The organism is Paracoccus sediminis (assembly GCF_900188295.1).
Taxonomy (GTDB): Bacteria; Pseudomonadota; Alphaproteobacteria; order Rhodobacterales; family Rhodobacteraceae; genus Paracoccus; species Paracoccus sediminis.
Map to the genome: position 1 here is coordinate 368,348 of NZ_FZNM01000003.1, position 21,422 is coordinate 389,769.

21 protein-coding genes and 1 pseudogene are annotated in these 21,422 nt (G+C 67.7%); 13 read left to right on the forward strand and 9 right to left on the reverse strand.

What is annotated here, in order from left to right; translation table 11 throughout:
- Nucleotides 1-80 precede the first annotated feature (80 nt).
- The 3 genes and pseudogenes from CHB77_RS07265 to CHB77_RS18875 form a co-directional block, all read left to right on the forward strand.
- Complete coding sequence (locus CHB77_RS07265) at nt 81-929, forward strand: L,D-transpeptidase (RefSeq protein ID WP_089387503.1); 849 nt, start codon at nt 81-83, stop codon at nt 927-929.
- A 119-nt stretch (nt 930-1,048) separates the two neighbouring features.
- On the forward strand, nt 1,049-1,822 hold the full coding sequence (locus CHB77_RS07270) for a hypothetical protein (RefSeq protein WP_089387504.1): 774 nt from the start codon (nt 1,049-1,051) through the stop codon (nt 1,820-1,822).
- 16 nt (nt 1,823-1,838) lie between these two features.
- Nucleotides 1,839-2,330, forward strand: a pseudogene (locus CHB77_RS18875) (lytic transglycosylase domain-containing protein); the annotation flags it as partial.
- 469 nt (nt 2,331-2,799) lie between these two features.
- Here the strand turns inward: CHB77_RS18875 and CHB77_RS07280 are convergent.
- Nucleotides 2,800-5,001 (reverse strand): primosomal protein N', encoded by a 2,202-nt coding sequence (locus CHB77_RS07280; protein WP_089387505.1) that lies wholly within the window; start codon nt 4,999-5,001, stop codon nt 2,800-2,802.
- Nucleotides 5,002-5,108: 107 nt separating this feature from the next.
- On the opposite strand from CHB77_RS07280, the gene fsa reads away from it, so the two are divergent.
- From fsa to CHB77_RS07310, 6 genes are all read left to right on the forward strand, one after another.
- On the forward strand, nt 5,109-5,762 hold the full coding sequence (gene fsa, locus CHB77_RS07285) for a fructose-6-phosphate aldolase (protein WP_089387506.1): 654 nt from the start codon (nt 5,109-5,111) through the stop codon (nt 5,760-5,762).
- An 18-nt stretch (nt 5,763-5,780) separates the two neighbouring features.
- Nucleotides 5,781-6,476, forward strand: a complete 696-nt coding sequence (locus CHB77_RS07290; protein WP_089387507.1) for a DUF484 family protein — start codon at nt 5,781-5,783, stop codon at nt 6,474-6,476.
- Nucleotides 6,473-7,399 carry a tyrosine recombinase XerC gene (locus CHB77_RS07295; RefSeq protein ID WP_089387508.1) on the forward strand — a complete coding sequence of 309 codons (927 nt, stop codon included), beginning with the start codon at nt 6,473-6,475 and terminating at the stop codon, nt 7,397-7,399. Before CHB77_RS07290 ends, CHB77_RS07295 begins: the two co-directional genes overlap by 4 nt.
- Nucleotides 7,400-7,456: 57 nt before the next feature.
- The gene (gene msrA, locus CHB77_RS07300) at nt 7,457-8,032 is read left to right on the forward strand and encodes a peptide-methionine (S)-S-oxide reductase MsrA (RefSeq protein WP_089387509.1); all 576 of its coding nucleotides are present in this window, start codon (nt 7,457-7,459) and stop codon (nt 8,030-8,032) included.
- Nucleotides 8,032-8,913 (forward strand): 50S ribosomal protein L11 methyltransferase, encoded by an 882-nt coding sequence (locus CHB77_RS07305; protein ID WP_089387510.1) that lies wholly within the window; start codon nt 8,032-8,034, stop codon nt 8,911-8,913. The genes msrA and CHB77_RS07305 overlap by 1 nt, the downstream gene beginning before the upstream one ends.
- 159 nt (nt 8,914-9,072) lie before the next feature.
- Nucleotides 9,073-9,279 carry a cold-shock protein gene (locus CHB77_RS07310; protein ID WP_089387511.1) on the forward strand — a complete coding sequence of 69 codons (207 nt, stop codon included), beginning with the start codon at nt 9,073-9,075 and terminating at the stop codon, nt 9,277-9,279.
- 131 nt (nt 9,280-9,410) lie between these two features.
- On the opposite strand, the gene CHB77_RS07315 is transcribed toward CHB77_RS07310, so the two are convergent.
- Nucleotides 9,411-9,605: a DUF1127 domain-containing protein gene (locus CHB77_RS07315; protein ID WP_089387626.1), complete on the reverse strand. Its 195-nt coding sequence runs from the start codon at nt 9,603-9,605 to the stop codon at nt 9,411-9,413.
- Nucleotides 9,606-9,783: 178 nt separating this feature from the next.
- Nucleotides 9,784-10,518 carry a 16S rRNA (uracil(1498)-N(3))-methyltransferase gene (locus tag CHB77_RS07320; RefSeq protein ID WP_176430316.1) on the reverse strand — a complete coding sequence of 245 codons (735 nt, stop codon included), beginning with the start codon at nt 10,516-10,518 and terminating at the stop codon, nt 9,784-9,786.
- Nucleotides 10,519-10,530: 12 nt separating this feature from the next.
- On the opposite strand from CHB77_RS07320, the gene ubiA reads away from it, so the two are divergent.
- From ubiA to CHB77_RS07335, 3 genes are all read left to right on the forward strand, one after another.
- Complete coding sequence (ubiA, locus tag CHB77_RS07325) at nt 10,531-11,469, forward strand: 4-hydroxybenzoate octaprenyltransferase (protein ID WP_089387512.1); 939 nt, start codon at nt 10,531-10,533, stop codon at nt 11,467-11,469.
- Nucleotides 11,470-11,530: 61 nt separating this feature from the next.
- Nucleotides 11,531-13,684 (forward strand): OmpA family protein, encoded by a 2,154-nt coding sequence (locus CHB77_RS07330; RefSeq protein ID WP_089387513.1) that lies wholly within the window; start codon nt 11,531-11,533, stop codon nt 13,682-13,684.
- Nucleotides 13,681-14,001: a hypothetical protein gene (locus tag CHB77_RS07335; RefSeq protein ID WP_089387514.1), complete on the forward strand. Its 321-nt coding sequence runs from the start codon at nt 13,681-13,683 to the stop codon at nt 13,999-14,001. The genes CHB77_RS07330 and CHB77_RS07335 overlap by 4 nt, the downstream gene beginning before the upstream one ends.
- 3 nt (nt 14,002-14,004) lie before the next feature.
- Here CHB77_RS07335 and CHB77_RS07340 read toward each other — a convergent pair whose 3' ends face one another.
- The 5 genes from CHB77_RS07340 to CHB77_RS07360 all read right to left on the reverse strand — a co-directional run bounded on the left by CHB77_RS07340 (nt 14,005) and on the right by CHB77_RS07360 (nt 19,391).
- The gene (locus CHB77_RS07340; RefSeq protein ID WP_089387515.1) at nt 14,005-15,369 is read right to left on the reverse strand and encodes an aminotransferase; all 1,365 of its coding nucleotides are present in this window, start codon (nt 15,367-15,369) and stop codon (nt 14,005-14,007) included.
- Between the two features lie 95 nt (nt 15,370-15,464).
- Complete coding sequence (locus CHB77_RS07345; RefSeq protein ID WP_089387516.1) at nt 15,465-16,070, reverse strand: Isoquinoline 1-oxidoreductase subunit; 606 nt, start codon at nt 16,068-16,070, stop codon at nt 15,465-15,467.
- Nucleotides 16,067-18,211, reverse strand: coding sequence for a xanthine dehydrogenase family protein molybdopterin-binding subunit (locus tag CHB77_RS07350; protein ID WP_089387517.1), 2,145 nt, complete (start codon nt 18,209-18,211; stop codon nt 16,067-16,069). The genes CHB77_RS07345 and CHB77_RS07350 overlap by 4 nt, the downstream gene beginning before the upstream one ends.
- Nucleotides 18,212-18,213: 2 nt before the next feature.
- On the reverse strand, nt 18,214-18,672 hold the full coding sequence (locus CHB77_RS07355) for a (2Fe-2S)-binding protein (protein WP_089387518.1): 459 nt from the start codon (nt 18,670-18,672) through the stop codon (nt 18,214-18,216).
- Nucleotides 18,673-18,770: 98 nt separating this feature from the next.
- Complete coding sequence (locus CHB77_RS07360) at nt 18,771-19,391, reverse strand: hypothetical protein (RefSeq protein WP_089387519.1); 621 nt, start codon at nt 19,389-19,391, stop codon at nt 18,771-18,773.
- An 88-nt stretch (nt 19,392-19,479) separates the two neighbouring features.
- Between CHB77_RS07360 and CHB77_RS07365 the strand changes: the two genes are divergently transcribed.
- On the forward strand, nt 19,480-20,613 hold the full coding sequence (locus CHB77_RS07365) for a hypothetical protein (RefSeq protein ID WP_131023326.1): 1,134 nt from the start codon (nt 19,480-19,482) through the stop codon (nt 20,611-20,613).
- Here CHB77_RS07365 and CHB77_RS18770 read toward each other — a convergent pair.
- Nucleotides 20,585-21,391: a CatB-related O-acetyltransferase gene (locus tag CHB77_RS18770; protein ID WP_089387521.1), complete on the reverse strand. Its 807-nt coding sequence runs from the start codon at nt 21,389-21,391 to the stop codon at nt 20,585-20,587. The two genes, CHB77_RS07365 and CHB77_RS18770, sit on opposite strands and share 29 nt — an antisense overlap.
- Between the last annotated feature and the right edge of the window lie 31 nt (nt 21,392-21,422).

Genomic DNA, 21,422 nt, shown 5'->3' on the forward strand with positions numbered 1-21,422 from the left:
GGTGCGATCAGGAACGAAATTTTACACGCTGCCGGCTTCGGAACCGTTCGAGCCGCCGTATGCTATGAAGGAAGATGACGATGCGTCTTGTTACCCTGTTCACGGCGATGGCCCTGGGGCTTGCCGCATGTGGAAGCAGCCAGGGGCCGATCACGTTGGCCAGCCCCACGGTGCCCGAAACCTATCAGGCCCGGATGGATACCGGCCCGGACGGAGAACCGCTTCAGATCCCCGCCGTCCGGGCGGCCTATCTGACCGAACGCAACCAGCGCCAGCAGGTCGCCTATAACGGCACCGAGGCGCCGGGCACGATCGTGGTCGATCCCTATGCGCGTGTGCTGTACCACGTCCAGCCCGGCGGGCAGGCGATGCGTTATGGCGTGGCGGTGGGCCGGGCGGGAACCGGGTATGCGGGAACCGCCACCATCGCACGCAAGGCCACCTGGCCAAGCTGGCGCCCGACCGACAACATGATCCGCACGCAGCCAGACCTGTATGCCCAATTCTCGGACGGGCTGTCGGGCGGGATGCACAACCCGCTGGGATCGCGGGCGCTGTATCTCTATGAAGGCGGGCGCGACACCTATTACCGGATTCACGGCACGATGGATCCGTCGTCTATCGGCAAGGCGACCTCGGCCGGCTGCATCCGGATGTTCAACCAGGATGTCATGGACCTGTTCGACCAGGTGGAAAACGGCACGACGGTCGTGGTCCGCAGCCAGGCCGAAAGCGTCCGCATGGAAGGCCCGATGTCGGAAACGCCCGAAGGCTATGTCGTTCCGGCGGGCCAGGCACCGGCCACCGCCGCCGCCGCGGCGTCGATGCCTGCCCAAGTCACCGATCCCTATGCGGTAACGACCGTTTCGACCCCGGCCAGCGCGCCGGTCGTCACGACGATGTCGCCGGTGGAAAGCGCCGTCCAGTAGGACGCCCGGTCCGTTCGGACAGGATCGGCCCCGGCATCGACCGGGGCCTTTCCGTTTGCAAAACCCGAAAAACTCTTTCACCATCCGGCGCGAAATCAGGCCGCGCCAAGGAAACAGCGATGCCCAACTACTCCAGGCTGGAACAGCAGATCCTGACCGCCGAACAAAGGGCCTTGACCGATCACAGCCGCGGCCAGGCCCTTGCCGGTCTGGATGACGACGCCTTGTCAGGATTGATCGCAAGCCTGGAAGCCGCGGTTCCGCAGGCGGAGACGGTGGCGCAGGACGGTCAGGTTTCGGCGCGCGGACTGTTGGCGAACGCGCTGCGCCGCGCCCGCAACGAACGGCGCAGGCGCAAGCGCGCCCCGCAGGCCGGATCCGCCGGGGAACCCGATGCCCCGGCTGCGAAGCCGGCGGCCGCACCGAAGGCCGCCAAACGTGCCCCGGCCTCGCCCGCGCGCAAGCCTGCCGGACGCGAAAAGGCCGAGGTTCGCAAGCCCGACCTGCGCACCGGATCGCGCCGCGTGGCCAAGGCGGGCGGCAAGGCCACCGCCAAGCCGGACGAGGACAGGCCGGCGGCCGCCCCCAAAATCCAGCCTGCCGCCGCGAAGCATGGGGCCGATGCCCCTGCGTCTGCAACCCCCGCCCCGGCGTCCACGGCGCCCAGGGACGATGCCAAGGCCGCGCGCAAGACAGAGCGCAAGGCCGCGAAACAGGCGGCGAAGGACGCCCTCAAGGCGGCGCGCAAGGCTGAAAAGAAAGCCGCCAAAGAGGCGGAAAAGGCCGCGCGGCAGGCCGACAAGGCGGCCCGCAAGGCCAGTGCCGGGAATGACGCCAAATCCGCGCGGAAAGCCAAGGACAAGGCCAAGGCTAAGCGCGCTGACGACGCATGATCCCGGTCAGGGCATGATGCGGCTGCGGGTTCTTCTGCCGACGGTGTTCCGGCTGGTGCTGGCGGTGGCCAGCGTGCCTGCGGCACAGGCGTTTCCGGCGGTCGATGCCATCGCAGGGCGTCCGCCGGTCCGCCAGTCGGACAGCCTGCGCTGCACGGACGACGGGCGCGATTGCGTCCGCCGCGACCATTACGCCGCCGATGTCTGCAAGCTGATCGAACGCAATGCGTCCGAACGCGGGTTGGACCCGAATTTCCTGGCCCGCCTGCTGTGGAAGGAAAGCCGGTTCGAGCCGGGCGCCATCAGCCCCGCGGGCGCATTGGGCATCGCCCAGTTCATGCCGGGCACGGCCGACCTGTACGGCCTGCACGATCCGTTCAACCCGGCGCAGGCGATCCACAAGTCGGCCTGGTATCTGCGGCATCTGTCCGACCTGTTCGGCAACATCGGCCTGGCCGCGGTCGCCTATAACGGCGGGGAAAACCGCGCCGCGCGCTTTGTCGGCCAGAACGGCGGGTTGCCTTACGAAACCCAGGATTACGTCGCCTCCATCACCGGGTTCGAGGCGCGGCGCTGGCGCGACAACCCGCCCGGCGCGGACGATCTGAAACTGGCGCTCAATCCCGACATGGCCTTCCGCCCCGCCTGCGAGAAGCTGGCGGGCGACCGCCGCCTGCGCGACTTCATCACCCAGCCCCCGGTCTTTCCCTGGGGCGTGATCGTGGCCAGCCATCCCAGCCAGTCGGGTGCCCTTCAACAAGTCGCCCGCCTGAACCGCAGCCTGCGCCCGATCCTGGGCGACAAGCAGGTGGGATATGTCCGCAAGCGCATCACCGGAATGCCGCGTGCCGTCTATACCGCCCAGGTCGGGTGGGACAGCAAGCGCGAGGCGGCCGCCTTTTGCAACCGGTTCAAACGGCTGGGCGGGCGCTGCATCGTGTTGCGGAACTGACGGGCCGCCCAGCCCTCCCGTGGCCCTACAGGAAACTCTGCGGGTCGATGTCCACCGACAGCCGCAGGTTTGTCGGCGGCTTGTGCGGAGCCAGCCAAGCGGCGATGGCGGCCTGCACCGGCGCCTGGCGCGGGGCGTGGACCAGCATCCGCATCCGGTGACGGCCCCGGATGCGCGCGATGGGCGCGGGCGCCGGACCCCACAGCTGCGCCCCCGCTTGGTCCAGCGGCCCTGCATGGGCGGCAAGGTGGCGGGCAAAATCGCTGACCACCCCCAGGTCGGGATGGGACAGGATGATCCCCGCCAGCCTTCCGAACGGCGGCATCCCGTTGGCCTGCCGACCTGCGGCCTCGGCGTTCCAGAAGGCCTCGTCCTCGCCCCCCAGGATCGCGCGGATCACCGGATGGTCGGGCTGGTGGGTTTGCAGCAGCGCCACCCCCGGCGCCGTGCCCGACAACCGCCCCGCCCGGCCCGCGACCTGGCGCATCAGCTGAAAGGACCGTTCCGCCGCGCGCAGGTCGGCGCCTTGCAGGCCAAGGTCGGCGTCGATGACGCCCACCAGCGTCAGGCGGGGAAAGTTGTGGCCCTTGGCGACAATCTGCGTGCCGATGATGATCTGCGTATCGCCATTGGCGATCTCGGCGATGGTGTCCTTCAGCGCGCGGGCGGACTGGAACAGGTCGGACGACAGCACCGTGGCCTTGGCGTCGGGGAAACGGGCCGCCACCTCCTCGGCGATGCGTTCGACGCCGGGACCGATGGGGGCCAGCTTGCCCTCGACCTTGCAGGACGGGCAGGCCAGCGGGATGGGGCGCGTCTCGCCGCATTGGTGGCAGACCAGCCGGTTCTGGAAACGATGTTCGACCATCCGCGCATCGCATTGATGGCAGCCGATCTGTTCGCCGCAGGCCCGGCAGACCGTGACCGGGGCGAATCCGCGCCGGTTCAGGAACAACAGCGACTGTTCCCCCTTGGCAAGCCGCGATGTGACCGCGCCCGCCAGCGTGGGCGAGATCCAGCGGCCCGAAGTCATCTCCTCGGCCCGCAGGTCGATGGCGGCCATGTCGGGCAGTTCGGCCGCACCATAGCGCGACCGCAGATCCAGCCGCCGGTATTTGCCGCTGGCCGCGTTCACCCAGCTTTCGACGGACGGCGTGGCGGATGCCAGCACCACCTGCGCCCCGTTGATGGACGCGCGCAGCACCGCCATGTCGCGGGCATTGTAATAAACCACGTCTTCCTGCTTGTAGCTGCTGTCGTGTTCCTCATCGACGACGATCAGGCCCAGGTCGCGGAACGGCAGGAACAGGGCGGACCTGGCGCCGACGACCAGGCCCACCTCGCCCCGCCCGGCCATGTGCCACAACCGGCGGCGTTCGGTCCGGGTGATGCCGCTGTGCCATTCGCCGGGGCGCGCGCCGAACCGCGCCTCGACCCGGTCGATGAATTCGGCCGACAGCGCGATTTCCGGCAGCAGCACCAGCGCCTGCCGACCGCGCGCCAGGCATTCGGCGACGGCTTCCAGATACACCTCGGTCTTGCCCGATCCAGTGACGCCGCGCAGCAGGGTTGTGCCATAGGCGCCCGACCGGACGGCATCGCGCAGCGCATCCGCCGCCGCCTGCTGCGCGGCGTCCAGCGGCTTGCCGGGGCGGGCGGGATCCAGCCGGGGATAGGGCAGATCGCGCGGGGCCTGAACCTCGGCCAATGTCCCCGCCGCGACCAGACCCTTGACCACCGCCGTCCCCACCCCGGCCAGTTGCGCCAGTTCCGACGCGGCAAAGCTGGCCCCGCCGTGATCGGCCACGACCTGCATCACCCTGTCCCGTGCCTCGGTCATGCGCGACGGGGGCGCCCCGCCCGGCACGATCACCCTGCGGGCGGCGGGGGGCTGGTCCAGGTCGGGCGCCCGCGTCGCCATCCGCAGCATCAGGGGCAGCGGCGTCAGGGTGTAATCGGCCGCGCGGGTCAGGAAATCCAGAAACCGCGCATCGAAGGGTTCGGCGTCCAGAACCCGCGCGACGGGACGCAGCTTGGCCAGGTCGAAATCGCCCAGGCCCGGCCCCCAGACCAGGCCCATGACCCGGCGCGGACCCAGCGGCACCAGCACCAGTCGGCCCTGCGCCACGCCGCCCTCGGGCGCCAGGTAATCCAGCACGCCCACCGGCTCGACCGTCAGGACGCCGATGCGGGCGGATGCTGGAAAGAAGGCGGGCGGGGATGTCATCGCGCCGACTAAAGCAGCCCCGCGCGCGGTTGCAAGGCCCGCCTGCCCCTTTCGGCTGATACCGTTTTGCGCTATCACCCACACGAACCGCTTGTGGGAGCCAGGTCATGAAATTTTTCCTTGATACCGCCGATGTGAACGCCATCCGCGAACTGAACGATCTGGGCATGGTCGATGGCGTGACCACCAACCCGTCGCTGATCCTGAAAGCCGGCCGCAACATCGAGGAAGTGACCGCCGAAATCTGCGCCATGGTCAGCGGCCCGGTCAGCGCCGAGGTCGTGGCCGAAAAGGCCGAGGACATGATCCGCGAAGGCCGCCATCTGGCCAAGATCGCCAAGAACATCGCGATCAAGGTGCCGCTGACCTGGGACGGGCTGAAGGCCTGCCGCGCCTTTGCCGACGACGGCCACATGGTCAACGTGACGCTGTGCTTCTCGCCCGCGCAGGCGATCCTTGCGGCCAAGGCGGGCGCGACCTTCATCAGCCCCTTCATCGGGCGCCTGGACGACATCCACCTGGACGGCGCGGACCTGATCGCCGACATCCGCGAGATCTATGACAACTATGGTTATGAGACCCAGATCCTTGCCGCATCCATCCGGTCGGTCAATCACATCATCGAGGTGGCCAAGATCGGTGCTGACGTAATTACCGCACCTCCCGCCGTCATCACGTCGATGGCCAAGCACATCTTGACGGACAAGGGGCTGGAGCAGTTCACTGCCGATTGGGCCAAGACCGGTCAGAAGATCGGCTGAACAATCAAGGGGACAGGCATGACGGCGGAACAGCAGGCGATTCTGGATTCGGAAACCCGCGACAGGCTGCTGGCCGATCCCGGCGTCATCCTGGCCGACCGCGACCTGATGCGGGCGCTTGTGGCCGCCCGCGAGGCCGAGGTCGGCGCCAATGTCATCGACATCCGCGGCCGCGCGATGGAGGCGTTGGAGACAAGGCTCGACCGGCTGGAAACCCAGCATGAAAGCGTCATCTCGGCGGCCTTTGACAACCAGTCGGGCATGGCGGTCATCCACCGCGCGGTGATCGGCCTGCTGGAATCGGCCGATCTGGCGGATCTGGTGAACAGCCTGCAATCCGACATCGCGCCGCTGTTGCGCATCGAGACGCTGCGTCTGGTGGTCGAACCCGACCCCGCCATCCCCGGCCTGCCGGAAGATGCCGTGATGGTGCCCGAAGGCGCCATCGGCCGAATCGTGGCGGCGGGGCGGCGCACGCCGCGCGGCGACGACATCGTGCTGCGTCCGGCATCGCCCGTCACGCGGATCATGCATGGCCGCGCCATCGCCTCCGAGGCGCTGCTGCCCATCGACCTGGGCGCCCGCCGTCCGCGGGCCATGCTGCTGATGGGCAGCGCCGACACGTCCCGCTTCATGCCCGCACACGGCACCGACCTGTTGCGGTTCTTTGCCCAGGTCTTTCGCCTGGTGCTGCTGTCGCGGCTGCGCGGATGACTCCTTTGGCATTGGCCCCCGTGATGGCCGATGCCCTGGCCCGCTGGCTGGAGGTCGAGGCCGCGACCCGCGACCGATCCGACCATACCGTCACCGCCTATCGCGGCGATCTTCTGGCCTTTCTGGCCTTTCTGGGCGGCCATCACGGGCAGGCCGCCACCCCCGCGTCGCTGGCTGGCCTGCGCCAGACCGACATGCGCGCATTCGCCGCCGCGGAACGGGCACGCGGCCTGGGCGCGCGGTCGCTGGCGCGGCGGCAGTCGGCGGTGCGCAGCTTTCTGCGATGGATCTCGGATCGCGAAGGGCATGACCTGTCCGCCGCCCTGTCCACGCGCAGCCCGAAATACACCCGGTCCCTGCCCCGTCCGCTGACGCCCGATCAGGCCCGAACCACGCTGGATCTGGTGGCCGTGGGCCACGATACGCCCTGGGTCGCCGCCCGCGACGCGGCGGTGCTGATGCTGCTGTGGGGCTGCGGGCTGCGCATCTCCGAAGCGTTGGGGCTGGACGGTGCCGACTGGCCCTTTCCCGACAGCCTGACCATCACCGGCAAGGGCGGACGGCAGCGCCGCGTGCCCGTGCTGCCCGTGGCGCGCGCGGCGGTGGGCGAATACCTGCGCCACTGTCCTTGGCAGGCGGCCCCCGACCAGCCGCTGTTTCGCGGCGTTCGCGGGGGTCGTCTGGCGGCAGGGGTCGTGGATGCGACAATGCGCAGCGCCCGCGCGGCCCTCGGCCTGCCGCCGACGGCCACGCCGCACGCGCTGCGCCATTCCTTTGCCACGCACCTGCTGGCGGCGGGGGGCGACCTGCGCACCATCCAGGAGCTGCTGGGCCACGCCAGCCTGTCCACCACGCAGGTCTATACCGGCGTCGATGACGCGCATCTGATGGCCGTCTATCATGCGGCCCATCCGCGCGGCTGACATCGAACCCCGCCCCGCGCTTTTGCGTTCGTGGCCCAGGACCATAAGGATGCCATCATGACCACACATGCGATCTTCAACCGGCCCATGGACGAACCCGTCCCGCACGGCCTTGACCAGGCGATCTTCGGGATGGGATGCTATTGGGGGGTGGAACGGCTGTTCTGGAAACAGAACGGCGTCTGGCTGACCCAGGTGGGCTTCGCCGGAGGCGCGACCGAAAACCCGACCTACGATCAGGTCAAGACCGGCACGACCGGCCATGCCGAGGTCGTGCGGATCGTCTTTGACAGTTCCAAGATCAGCTATGACCACCTGCTGCAATTGTTCTGGGAAAACCACGATCCGACCCAGGGCGACCGGCAGGGCAACGATGTTGGCAGCCAGTATCGCAGCCTCATCATGGCCCTGAACGACAGCCAGCATTCGGCGGCCGAGGCGTCGAAGATCGATTACGACAACCGGTTGGCGGTCGGCGGCTTCGGCAAGATCACCACCCAGATCGTCGGACCCGGCCGGTTCTGGCCCGCCCATGACGCGCACCAGCAGTATCTGGAAAAGAATCCCGACGGTTATTGCGGCCTGAAGGGCACGGGCATAGAGGCATCGATGCCCAACCCGGATCCGATTTGATGACGACCTTTTCCGCGCTGACCCACACCCATGGCCGCGATGCCGCCGAAGCCCTGGCCGAGGCGTGCGAGGATCTGGACCCCGAACCCGTCGGCACCGGCGTCTTCGAGATCGAGGACGGGTCCGGTCGCTGGGAGGTCGGGGCCTATTTCACCGACAGACCCGACGACATCGCCCTGGCGCTGCTGGCGGCGGCTTACGGCGCCAATCCCTTTGCCGTATCCGAACTGCCGGATGTGGATTGGGTGGCCCATGTCCGGCGCGAACTGACCCCGGTGCGGGCCGGACGATTCCTTGTGCATGGCAGCCACGACGCAGACACCGTGCCCGATGGGGTCGAGGCTTTGTGCATCGAGGCCGCGATGGCCTTTGGCACCGGCCACCACAACACGACCAAAGGTTGCCTCGAGGCCCTGGATCGCCTGGAAACGCTGGGATTCCAGCCACGGCGCATTGTCGATATCGGGTGCGGCACCGCCGTTCTGGCAATGGCCGCGGCCCGGCTGTGGCCGGTCACGACGGTGCTTGCCGGCGACATCGATGCGGTGGCGGTGGACACGGCGGCGGCGAATGTTATCGCCAATGGGCTGGACGGTCGCGTCGTTTGCGTCGAGGCCGCGGGTTTTGACCATCCCGCCCTGGACGATGGCGCCCCTTACGACCTGGTGCTGGCCAACATCCTGAAGCAGCCGCTGATCGACCTTGCCCCGCAGATGGGCGCAAAGGTGATGCCCGGCGGCAAGGTGGTCCTCTCTGGCATCCTGACCACCCAGGCCGATGAGGTGATGGACGTTTACGCGGCCCAAGGGTTTGCACTGGATCGCCGCGACGATCTGACCGACTGGACGGCGCTGACCTTGGCGCGCCGGAACGACCCGTGAATGGCGGGCTTGAAAAACCCGCCGCAATTCGTTAATTGAGGGTGGCTATTGTTCTTCTTTCGACCTTCTGTCTCCTCGCGGCTTCAGATGTTCTTTCGACGACACTGAGCCACAGCCATCGCATGTCGCGGATGGCGTCAATGACAGGAGTGTATCACGATGGCCAACGGCACCGTGAAATGGTTCAACGCCACCAAGGGTTTCGGCTTTATCCAGCCCGAGCATGGCACCAAGGACGTGTTCTTGCACATCTCGGCGGTTGAACGCGCCGGCCTTCGCGAAATCAAGGACGGCCAGGCCGTGACCTTTGATGTCGAACGTGGCCGCGACGGCCGCGAATCGGCCACCAACCTTTCCTTGGCCTGATTTCAGGCCCGGATGGTTTCAGAGGGCGGCGACCACGGTTGCCGCCTTTTTTCGTGCCCGGCGGCGGACATGAAAAAACCCCCTCTGCATCCGCATCGGGGGTTCGTCCATCATGGCCCTGTGGCCTTGGCTCAGAAGCTGCGTGCAACCGCTTGGATGTCGCCGCGGCACAGACCGATATCGTCCAGCTCGCGATCCGACAAGCGGCTCAGTTCCCGGCGCGTCACGCGGGCATCGTTCCACGCGGACAGCATCGAGATCAAGTTCGCAACGACATTGCCAATGCCCCCAACAGCCAGGCCGCGGTTCATTTCAATCGTCGACATCGTGTTCACCCGTTTCAGAAGTGCCCGACCATCGGGCAATGCCTTCATGCGACAGGATATAGATCGGGCATCCGTGAAAGAGTAGCGATCGCCCGGTCAAGGCGGCTATGCGCACCGTGCAGATTTCCAACGGGGCACGCGCCGCATGGTGTCGCTTTCTGACCGTGGAATGCCGCGATCAGACCGAACCGTCCCGCCAATCCCCCAAGGCCGCCTGCCACAGCGCAAGTGCCGCGACGGCAGCCGTGTCGGCGCGCAGGATCCGCGGTCCCAGGCCGATGCGACTCACGAAGGGCAGGGCCGACAGCCGCGCACGCTCGGCATCGGAAAAGCCGCCCTCGGGACCGATCAGGATCGCCCAAGGGCCGCGTCGCAGGCCCGCAAGCGTTTGCGCCGGGCCGGCCATCGCCTCGTCCGCCCACAGGATGCGGCGGGTGCCATCCCAGCCGTCCAGCAGGCGCGACAGCGGCATCAGATCGTCCACGGCGGGGACAAAGGTGCCGTTGCACTGTTCGGCGGCCTCGACGGCATGGGCTTGCAAACGGTCCCGGCGGATGCGTTCGGCGTTGGTGTGATTGGTCTGCACCGGCAGGATGCGCGCGGCCCCCATCTCGGCCGCCTTTTCGACGATGAAATCGGTGCGCGCCTTCTTGATGGGCGCAAAGACCAGCCACAGGTCGGGCGGGTCGCGCTGTGGGGTCGATGGCGCCAGAACATCCAGCGCCCCGCCGCGCCTGGTCACATCGGCGATGCGCGCGGACCAGGCGCCCTCGCGACCGTTGAAGACCTCGACCGGATCGCCCGGCCCAAGGCGCATCACGCCCGACAGGTAATGGGCCTGCGGTCCATTCAGCGGGACGGGTTGTCCCGCGGCCAGCGGGTGATCTATGAACAGCCGGATCCTTGCCACCATGGGCCAGACGCTATGCAAAGCCGGACGCAAAGGCCAGAGGCCGTCATCGACGCGCCAAAGGGAAACTGGGTGGACAACCTTGCGCCCCCGGCCTGGAGGCCGTGGCTGCGCCTGTCCCGCGCGGACCGGCCGATCGGGACATGGCTTTTGCTGCTGCCCTGCTGGTGGGGGATCGGTCTGGCGATGATGGCGGACGCCCCCCGATGGGCGGATCTGTGGATCGCCGCCGCCTGCGCCATCGGCGCCCTGGTGATGCGCGGGGCGGGCTGCACCTGGAACGACATCACCGACCGCGACATCGACGACAAGGTGGCGCGCACCCGGTCGCGGCCCCTGCCCTCGGGTCAGGTGACGCTGCGCGGGGCTTATGTCTGGCTTGTGGCGCAATGCCTGCTGGGCCTTGCCATCCTGGTGACGCTGGACCGGGCGGCGATCGGGATGGGGGTCGCTTCGCTGGCCCTGGTCGCGATCTATCCCTTTGCCAAGCGGTTCACCTGGTGGCCGCAGGTGTTTCTGGGGCTGGCCTTCAATTGGGGCGCGATGCTGGCCTATGCCGCGCATATGGGGCGGCTGGACGCGGTGCTGGTGGTGGCGTGGCTGGCGGGGATCAGTTGGACGATCTTCTACGACACCATCTATGCCCATCAGGATGTCGAGGACGACGCCCTGATCGGGGTGAAATCCACGGCCCGGCTGTTTGGCGCAAACAGCCCGCGCATCCTGGCGGGCTTTGCGGCGCTGACCGTCTTGCTGCTGGCCGCGGCCATCGCGCTGACGGGTCGCAATCTGTTGATCGGCTTTGCCGGGCTGGCGGGATTTGCCGCGCATCTGGTCTGGCAACTGCGAAATTTCCAGCCCGAACAGGGCGCTGCCTGCCTGCGCCTGTTCCGGTCGAACCGCGACGCGGGGCTGATCCTTGCGCTGTTTCTTGCCTTGGCCGGGCTGGCCTGATTGCGAAAAAGCAGTCCTGCGGCTAGATCGGGCGCTTAGGAAACAGCCCAAGGTCGTGTCCATGGCGTCATTCCGCCGGCTTTTGTCGCCCATTGCCTCGATTGTCGTTCTGACCGCCGCGGGCGGATTGTGCTGGCTTGGCGCCCAGACCGTCGCCGACCACATCGAACGGCAGTCGCGCGACGATGTGCAGCAGGCATTGGAGGCGTCAAACCAGGATTGGGTCGGCGTGACCACGGACGGCCTTCAGGTCGGCCTGTCCGGCATGGCCCCGTCCGAGGTCGAGCGTTTCCGCGCCCTGACCCAAGCAGGCACCGTCGTCGATCCGTCCCGGCTGGTGGACCGGATGACCGTCGTTTCCGCCCAGGCGATGACGCCGCCCGACTTTTCGGTGGAACTGCTGCGCAACGATCAGGGCATATCGCTGATCGGACTGGTTCCGACAGAAACCGACCGGGCAGGGCTGGTCCGGGCGCTGCGGGACGAAACCGCCGCGCCGCAGATCGCCGACCTGCTGGAATCGGCCGATTATCCCGTGCCCGGCCAATGGAATGCCGCGCTGCAATTCGGGTTGCGTGCGGCCCGGTTGGCGCCACGGGCCAAGATCTCGATCCGGCCGGGCAGCGTGGCGGTTTCCGCCATCGCCGACGATGCCGACGAAAAGGGCCGCCTGGAATCCGCATTGCGGGACACGCTGCCCGATGGCGTGACGCTGACGACGGAAATCTCGGCCCCCCGCCCGGTCATCACACCCTTTGCGCTGCGCTTCGTGGCCGACGACTGGGGCGTGCGGTTCGAAGCCTGCGCGGCGGATACCGCTGAAGGCCGCGACCGGATCGTCGCCGCCGCGATGGAGGCCGGGGCCGTCAATGTTCCCGCCTGCACGTTGGGTCTTGGTAGTCCGTCGCCCGACTGGTCCGAGGCGGCGGTCGCCGCGATCAAGGCCGTGGCCGCCCTGGGCCGCGGGTCGGTCACGCTGTCGGACGCGGACGTGTCGCTGAGCGCCCCGGCAACGGTGGACAAAGCCGCCTTCGACGCCGCGGTCGCCCGGTTGCAGCCCTCGCTTCCTCGGCCTTTTTCCCTGCAATCCGAACTGGAACCGGCCCCAGGCGGCGCCAATCAGGCGCCGATGGAATTCACCGCCACGTTGTCGGATGCGCGGATCCTGGACATGCAGGGGCCGATCAGTGACGACCGGATGCGCGACACGGTGGACAGCCTTGTCCGGGCGCGCTTTCCGACCGTGCAGGGCAGCCTGACGAACGATCCCTCGGTCCCCCGCGGCTGGACGGTCCGCATCATCGGCGCCATCGAGGCCCTGGATACGCTGCGTTCGGGCAGTGTGCAGGTGACGCCGGATCTGATCCGCGTGACCGGAACCTCGGGCGATCCCGCGGCCACCGAAACGGCGGCGGCCCGGCTGTCCGAACGGCTTGGCCCCGGCGCGGCCTATGAACTGGCGATCCGGTACGACCGCAGGCTGGACACGGCGTTGAACCTGCCCGACGGCGCGGAATGCGTGCGGCGGCTGAACATCGTGATGTCGGAATCCGAAATCGGGTTCGAGCCGTCGAAATCCGCCATTGCGGGCGATCCCGGCCCCACGCTGGACCGTCTGGCCACCACCATGGCCGAATGCGCCAATTTCCAGATCGAGGCGGGCGGCCATACCGACGCCCAAGGATCAGAACGCTTCAACGCCGATCTGTCGCGCGGCCGGGCGCAGGCCCTGGTCGCCGCCATGACGGACGCGGGCATCGACACCGCCAACATGACCGCGCGCGGCTATGGCGAAAGCCAGCCCATCGCCACCAACGAGACCGACGAAGGGCGCGAGGAAAACCGCCGCATCGAATTCCGCCTTCTGTCCGATCATCCCGTGCGGTCCGATCCCCTGCCCGCGCCCGTCACGCGGACAGGGGTAACGGCCGAACCCGTCGCACCCTTGCCACCCGCGCCCGCCCTGATCGGCCCCATCCAGCCGGCCCCGGCGCCCGCCGTGCCGCAGATGTTCGGCCCGGCCCTGCCCCAGGCCAGCACCGGCCCGACCGCCCCCGCCACGGTCGGCGTCAGCGAGGTCTTTCAGACGCTGGACGAACGCGAGGAAAGCATCAGGCTGCCCGTCCAGGCCCCGACCCCCGACACTCCCCGCCCCTTGGCCCGCCCGGACGAGGCCGGCGCGCCCGCCCCGCAGATCGGAACCGGACCCCCATGAATCGCACCGAATTCATCACCGCCGCCACGCTCGTGCTGTTTGCGGCGTTTCTGCTGGGCTGGTTCGCCTGCTGGCTGGTCGGGCGGCTGACCCGGCCCGGCCCGGCCGATCTGGACGGAATGGCGCGCCGTCTTCATCAGGCGGAACGCGAACGCGACATCGCGGTCGGCGCGCTGAAGGACCGCGATGCAGACCTGTCCGGGCGCCTGGCCGCCACCGAAGCCGAATTGGAGACGGCAATGCGGGGCCTGCGCGACAGCCGCACCGAGATCGAGGAACTGCGCGACTATATCGAGCGCAAGCTGGCGGGGCGCTAGGGGTCAGGCCACCTCGGCAAAGACCGTTCGCAGCGCCCGTTCCAGCTTGTCGAAGATCTCGTCCATCTGATCCTCGGTCAGGATGAAAGGCGGGCACAGCACGATGGACTGGCCCAGCGGGCGGCAGATCAGGCCTAGGTCGGTGCAGGCATTCGCGATGCGTTCGCTGACCGACAGACTGGCGTCGAAGGGCGTCCTGGTGGCCTTGTCGCGCATCGCCTCCAAAGCCCACATGAAACCCACGCCACGCAATTCGCCGATATGATCGGACCGTTCCATGATTCCGCGCAGCCCGGATTCCAGGCGCGGGGCCAGCCGCCGCACGTTGTCGGCCAGACCTTCGTTCATCACCACGTCGATGGCCTTCAGCGCGATGGCGCAGCCGACCGGATGGCCCGACGCGGTAAAGCCATGAGGAAATTCCTCGATCCGGTCGATCGCCGCTTGAAGCCGGTCGGTCAGGTCCGGCCCCAGGATCACCGCGCCCATCGGGAACAGCCCGGCGGTCAGGTTCTTGGAACTGATGATCGCGTCGGGCATGAAATCATAGGTCTGGCAGCCCCAGGTATTGCCGGTGCGCCCGAACCCGCAGATCACTTCGTCCGAGATCATGGGAATGCCGTATTTCCTCAAAATCGGCAGCACCGCCTGGAAATAGCCCCCGGACGGCGGAATGACGCCCCCTGCCCCCTGCACGGGTTCGGCAAAGAACCCGGCGATGGTATCAGCGCCCTCGCGCAGGATGGTGTCCTCCAGTTCCTGCGCCAGGCGGGCGGTGAACTGCGCCTCGGTCTCGCCCTCTGCGCCGTAACGCCAGTAATGCGGGCAGGTCAGGTGGATGAAGCCCGGCAGGGGCAGGCCGAAGACCTCGTTATAGGGCTTGCCGGTCATCGACGCCGAAACCACCGTGACGCCGTGATAGGCGTTCCAGCGGGTCAGGATCTTGCGTTTCTGCGGGTTGCCCTCGCTGGCGTGCAGGAACCACAGCATCTTGACCATGGTGTCGTTCGCCTCGGATCCGGAATTGGTATAGAACACCTTGCCGCGCTCGAACGGCGACACCTCGACCAGCTTTTCGGACAGCATCACCGTCTGGTCGGACATGCGCCCGAAAAAGGCGTGATAGCCTGGAAAGCGGTCGTATTGCGCCTTGGCGGCATCCGCCAGACCCTTGTGGTCGAAGCCCGCGACCATGTTCCACAGGCCCGAATTGGCATCCAGGTAACGGTTGCCGTTCACGTCGACGACATACGGCCCCTCGCCATGGGTCAGCACCACCGCGCCGCGCTTCTGGACGCTGGGCAGGTCGGTAAAGCCATACAGCGAATATGCGTCGGCGCGGGCTTCCCAGCTTTGCGGTGTGTTCATCGGTGCCTCCATCGGTTCGCCGACAGGCTAGCCGGGCCGATAGGGGCGTTCAATGGGCACTTGGGCACAGCCGCCGTCGATGACCGGGCGTTTCCTCAGGCCGGGCAGGCGGCGCCCGTGTCGATCCAGGCGCGGGTCAGCTGGCCGAACAGTTCCTGGGTGCCGGGGGCGGGGGTGCGGCCCTCGCCCGGATCCCAGCCCCAGCCGACAAGCCCGTCATGGGCGTTGTGTTCGTACAGCTCCTCGAGCGTCTTGCCGCCGTTGCGTTCGGGATCCTTGATCTGGGAACAGATTTCCCCCAGCGACAGGCCGACCCAGCCCATGCTGACCGGCGCCAGCGACCAGGGTTCATGACCGGGAATGCTGCCCTGCGCCGTGGTCAGTTCGACATTCTTTGGACCGTGGCATGTGTTGCAGGTCATGCCCGGCGCGCCGAAATCGGCATCGCCCCGAACCACGGGCGGGTTGTGGGGCTGCATGTCGTCGCCCTGGGTCGGCCCGCCGGTCACGGGGTGGCAGTTCAGGCAGCGGGGACTGGTCAGAACCTTGCCCATTTCCGTGAACAGCGCGGCCGACCGTTCAGCATCGTCGGCAATCCCGTCAAAGGCGGCAGGCGGGCTGATCGTGACGGCACTGTCCTGCGCCCACAGGGGAAGAGCGCCGCACAACCAGACGGTCGCGGCCAATTTCAGGAATGTCATGCCATCGCTCCGCCAAGGAAGGGCAACTGGTACTGCTTTTGCCCGGTCAGCGCGCGCCAGGCATTCGCCATGGCGGGGGCGATGGGCGGCACGCCGGGTTCGCCGACGCCGGTGGGATCCTGGTCGCTGGCGATGATCGACACCTCGACCGCGGGCATCTCATTGATCCGCAGCATCCGATAGTCGTGAAAGTTCGACTGTTCGATGCCGCCACCGGGGGCAAGCGTGATGCGGCTGTGCAGGGCCGTGCCCAGGCCATAGCCGATGCCGCCCTCCATCTGCGCGCGGATCACGTTGGGGTTGACCGCGATGCCGCAATCGATGGCGCACCAGACGCGGGTGACATGGGGGATGCCGCTGCGATCCTCGACCTCGGCCACCTGGGCCACATAGCTGCCGAAGCTCTTGGCATAAGCGATGCCATAGCCCTTGCCATCGCGCCGACGGCCTTGCCAGCCCGCCATCCGGGCCGCTTCCTCGATCACGGCGCGTTCGCGCGTGGATTCGGCGGCCAGCAGATCAAGGCGCCCCTGGACCGGATCCTGGCCCGCGGCCTCCAGCACCTCGTCCAGAAAGGTTTCCACGGCATAGGCGGTATGCGTATGGCCGACCGACCGCCACCACAAAACGCTGACCGGGCTTTCCATCGCGGCCCAGCCGATGCGCCGCGCGGCAAAGCGATACGGCAGCCCGGTCGAGCCTTCGAACGAGGTGTTGTCGGGACCGCCTTGCAGCATCCCTTCCATCGGGGTGCCGGCCAGGATCGACTGGTTGGCGACAACGTTTTCCCAGCCGACGATCTTTCCGTCGGCATCCAGCCCGGCCCGCAGGCGATGAACGGTCATCGGGCGGTAATACCCGCCGCGCAGATCGTCCTCTCGCGTCCAGACCAGCTTGAAGGTGCCGTCGCGCCCGGCAGCCTTGGCGACCTCGGCGGCCTCGACCGCCAGATGGGCCGATCCTTGGGCCCGGCGGCCGAAGGATCCCCCCGCCAGCAAGACGTTGATCGAAACGTCCGGGGGGGCGATGCCCAAGGCTTCGGCCACGGCCAAACGGTCAAAGCTGGGGAACTGGCTGCCGAACCACATCTCGGCCTTGCCGCCCCGCGTCTCGATCACGGCATCCAGGGGCTCCATCGGGGCGTGGGCCAGATAGGGAAAGCGGTATTCGGCGGACAGCACCGTCGCGGCAGCGTCCAGGGGCGCCAGATCGCCCTCCTCCTCGACCGTCTGCCCGCCCTGCGCGGCAGCTTCGGCAAAGGCGGCGAACATGTCCTCGGTCCCGCGCGTCTCGGCGGCGCTGTCGTCCCAGTCCAGAACCAGCGCATCGCGCCCCTTCAGCGCGGCATAGGTGTTGGTCGCATAGACGGCCACGCCGGACGGGATCGGGCGCACCATCCGAACGCCCTTGACCGCCAGGGCGGCGGAGTCATCGACCCCCGCCAGCGTGGCGCCGAATTTCGGCGGATGGGCGACCAACACCGTCAGCATCCCGTCGCGATAGACGTCCATCGTGAACTGGGCGGTGCCGTTCGATTTCGACACGGTATCCAACTTTGGCCGGTCCGTGCCGATCAGGGCAAAGTCGGCTTGCGCCTTGACGGGCGGATCCTCGGGCACCGGCTGGGTGGCGGCGGCGTTTGCCAGCGCGCCGAAGCCCGAGCTGCGCCCCGATCCCGAATGCGCGATCACGCCCGCCTTGACGGTGATCTCGCTGGCGGGCACGTCCCATTCCTGGGCCGCGGCAGCCACCAGCATGGCCCGCGCGGCGGCGCCGGCCTTGCGCATCTGCATGAAGCTGTTGGCAATGGCGGTCGAACCGCCGGTGCCCTGCGCTCCGAAGGCCAGGTTGGCATACAGCGTATCGTCGGCGGGCGCGGCCTCGGCCCGCATCTGCGCCCAGTCGGCGTCCAGTTCCTCGGCCACCAGGGTGGCAAGGCCGGTATAAGGCCCCTGCCCCATCTCGATGTGCTTGATCGTCACGGTGACAAGATCGTCGGTCCCGATGCGCACAAAGGCGTTGGGGGCAAAGGGGCCGGTCACCGTCATCTGCGCCCGGCCGCGCCCGACCGGCAGAGTCAGCGCCAGCACCAGCCCGGTGCCGCCCGCCAGGAAACCGCGGCGTGTGGTCAGAATCCCCATGGTCAGCCCTCCAGCGTCCGGGCGGCGTCGTGGATGGCCTGCCGGATCCGCACATAGGTGGCGCAGCGGCAGATGTTGCCTGCCATCGCGTTATCGATGTCGTCGTCCGAGGGGCTGGGCACCTGTTGCAGCAACGCGGTCGCCGACAGGATTTGGCCCGACTGGCACCAGCCGCATTGCGGAACGTCGATGGCCGTCCATGCCGCCTGCACGGCCTTCACCTCGGAACCGTCCATCCCCTCGATGGTCGTCACCTCGCTGCCCTCGATCTGGCCGATGGGGGTGACGCAGGACCGCCGGGGCATTCCGTCCACCATGACAGTGCAGGCGCCGCATTGGGCGATGCCGCAGCCGAACTTGGTTCCCGTCAGGCGCAATTCGTCCCGCAAGACCCAAAGCAGCGGCATGTCGGGATCCAGATCCAGATCATGATCCCGGCCGTTCACACGAAAGCTGGTCATACCTCGCCTCATTCGCTGGGTCGTGGCATGATGGACCCTCGCTGCGCGAGGTCAAGGGGAACTTTCCCGTCCTGCGGGATTGGTCGGCCCTATCCCGCCTACAGCGAAAAAAGCCCCACAGCCACCGATCCGACTGCGATCGCGGCCCCCGTCACCGCGACGCCTGCCAGCCACCAGGACGATCGCGCCTGTGGCGCGTCGGTCGCCGAAATGCCGCGTTCAAGCCGCAGTTGCACCCGTTCCATCCGTTCATGGGCGTCGGCGCGGCGTTCCTCGGCCAAGGCCAGATCCTGGCGCAGGGCGCCGATGTCGGTTCGCAGGTGGGCCAATTCGGCCAGGATGCGGCCAAGCGCCCGTTTTTCGGCCGGGGCGGCCTTTGCCGCGCCTGCGGCGGGTTGCAGCGTCAGTTCCACCCCGTCGTGGGTCCGCGCCGTGACGGCCACGGTGAACTCCATCCCCTCCTCCAGCGGGGGGTCGAAAGCAAAGGCAAAGCCATAGGCACCGGTGCCCACCGCCTGGCGTTCCAGATCCTTGCGCGGCCGGTTGGCGGCCGCGGTTCCCGCCAGCCGCCCCTCGCGCCGCACCTCGACGATGGCGCAGCGGCCGGGATCGGTGCGATCGATCACCCAGCCCGCCACGCGGTCGCTGCGCAGCACATCGACCACGCCGTAAAGCCGCGGTTCCCGGACGGCTTGCGAAATCGGTGTCTGGTCTGTCATCCTGCAATCCCTGAAACGATGCGGCCCTGGCGGAACAGATAGGGACCGTACCCTTAAGATCGGGTTTATGGCGGTGGAAATATCCGCGATGCTTCGCCATGCCTTGCTGTGCCTTTTGCCGGCGATGGCCGCCGCCCAGCCGGTCGTGACCGGTCCCCCACAGACGGCATTCGACTGGGCCGACGACCGCTGCGCCATCCGGGACGGCCCCGACAGTCCCGCCCGCGCCTGGCGCGACGGGCAGGGGATCGCGCTTCTGGCGGGCGCGGAACGGACCCGCGTCAGCCGGGGCGCGACGCTGGACACCCTGCGCCGGGATTGCCGGATCATCCATGAGGGCGCGGGAAACGACGCGCCCGGCGCCTTTGACGACCGGACCTGGATCGCATCCCCCTATCGCTTGCCCTCGGGCAGGATCATCGCGCTGGCGCATGTGGAATATCACGGCCACGAAAGGCCGGGGCGCTGCGTCGCGGGGGTCTATGCGGCCTGCTGGTGGAACAGCATTGTCGAACTGTCGGGACCGGACCTTGCCCCACAGCCGGACGGCGCATCGCTGGTGGCGGCCCTGCCGATGCCCTATGCGGCGACGCAGATCCGCCGCCGGGGCTATTTCAACACCAGCAACATCATTCGCCGCGACGGTTACCTGTATGCCTTCGTCTTTGCCGAAAGCGCGCCGCCCCAGCGTCGGGGCGCCTGTCTGATCCGGCGTCCGGTCGATGGCGGCCCTGACGACTGGCGGGCCTGGAACGGCCAAGGTTTCGGGGTTTCCTTTGCCGACCCTTATTGGGATGCCCCTGTCGATCCGGCACGGCATGTCTGCGCGCCCGTTCCCGGTATCACCAGCACGATCTCCTCGGTCGTGCGACGAGCTGGAACGGATGTGCATGTGGCCGTCACCCCGGCGACCCTGCGCGGTCCCGATGGCGTCCCGCGCACGGGGATCTGGTGGATGACCTCGACCGACCTGATCCGCTGGACCCGGCCGCGCCTGTTGCTGGCGGTGCCGCTGCTGTGGCGACGCGACTGCGGGACGGATACGGCCTTTGCCTATCCGTCCCTGCTGGATCCCGACAGCGCGTCGGACAATTTCGAAACCGTGGACGACGATTTCCGGCTGTATCTGGTGCGGATCCGCCTGGACGATGCCTGCAAGGCCGGATCGCGACGCGATCTTGTCCGGTTTCCGGTCAGCTGGCCTGCGCCAATATCACCGTAAAGCGCGCCGCCAGATCGGCCGCCAGTCCTTGGGGATCGCGCAGGCGATCGGCGGTCACGACAGGCCCGTCATAGGCCACGACCTGCCCGGCCGCAGCCATTTCCTCGACCCGGTCCAGCGTGGCCGCGATGTCATCCAACGGTGCCGAGAACAGGTCAAAGATGGAATAGCGCCACCATTGCAGGGCCAGCAGACGCCGAACCACCGGTTCGGGAAAACGGGACCGCACGACCCGTCCCGGCGTTCCCACCACGATGGAATAGGGCGGCACGTCGCGCAGCACCACGGCCCGTGCGCCGATGACCGATCCGGTTCCGATCGTCACGCCCGATTTGACGAACGCGCCCTGGCCGATCCAGACGTCGTGGCCGATCTCGGTGATCGGACAACTGCTCTTGAAAGGCCGCAGGCCGCGCCGCACCTCCTCGGCGCGATGCGGCGCAACCAGATCGCGCCAGCCGTTCACCTGCGGGAAATACGCGGTCCGAGAGGTCGTCAGCCAGTCGGTCGGATGTTCGTGCATCCCGATCACCACGCCCGACGCGATCGAGCAATAGCGCCCGAAACGAACGTTGTTGATCGTCCCGCCGCTGAGGTTGCAGAACGCGCCGATGTCGATGAAGGCCCCCTGCGCCACCGTGCAGATGATCGAGGTCGGCCCTTCGATCCGCGATCCGGCGGCCAGCCTGCCCGTCTGCAAGAGCCCCGGCAGACGCAGGCCCACCCGGTCGAGCGCCGGAAGATCGGCATGTTTCAGCGTGAATGCACCGTCGTTCATCCTGTTCCCCCTGTCGAGCCTTGGTGAGTGT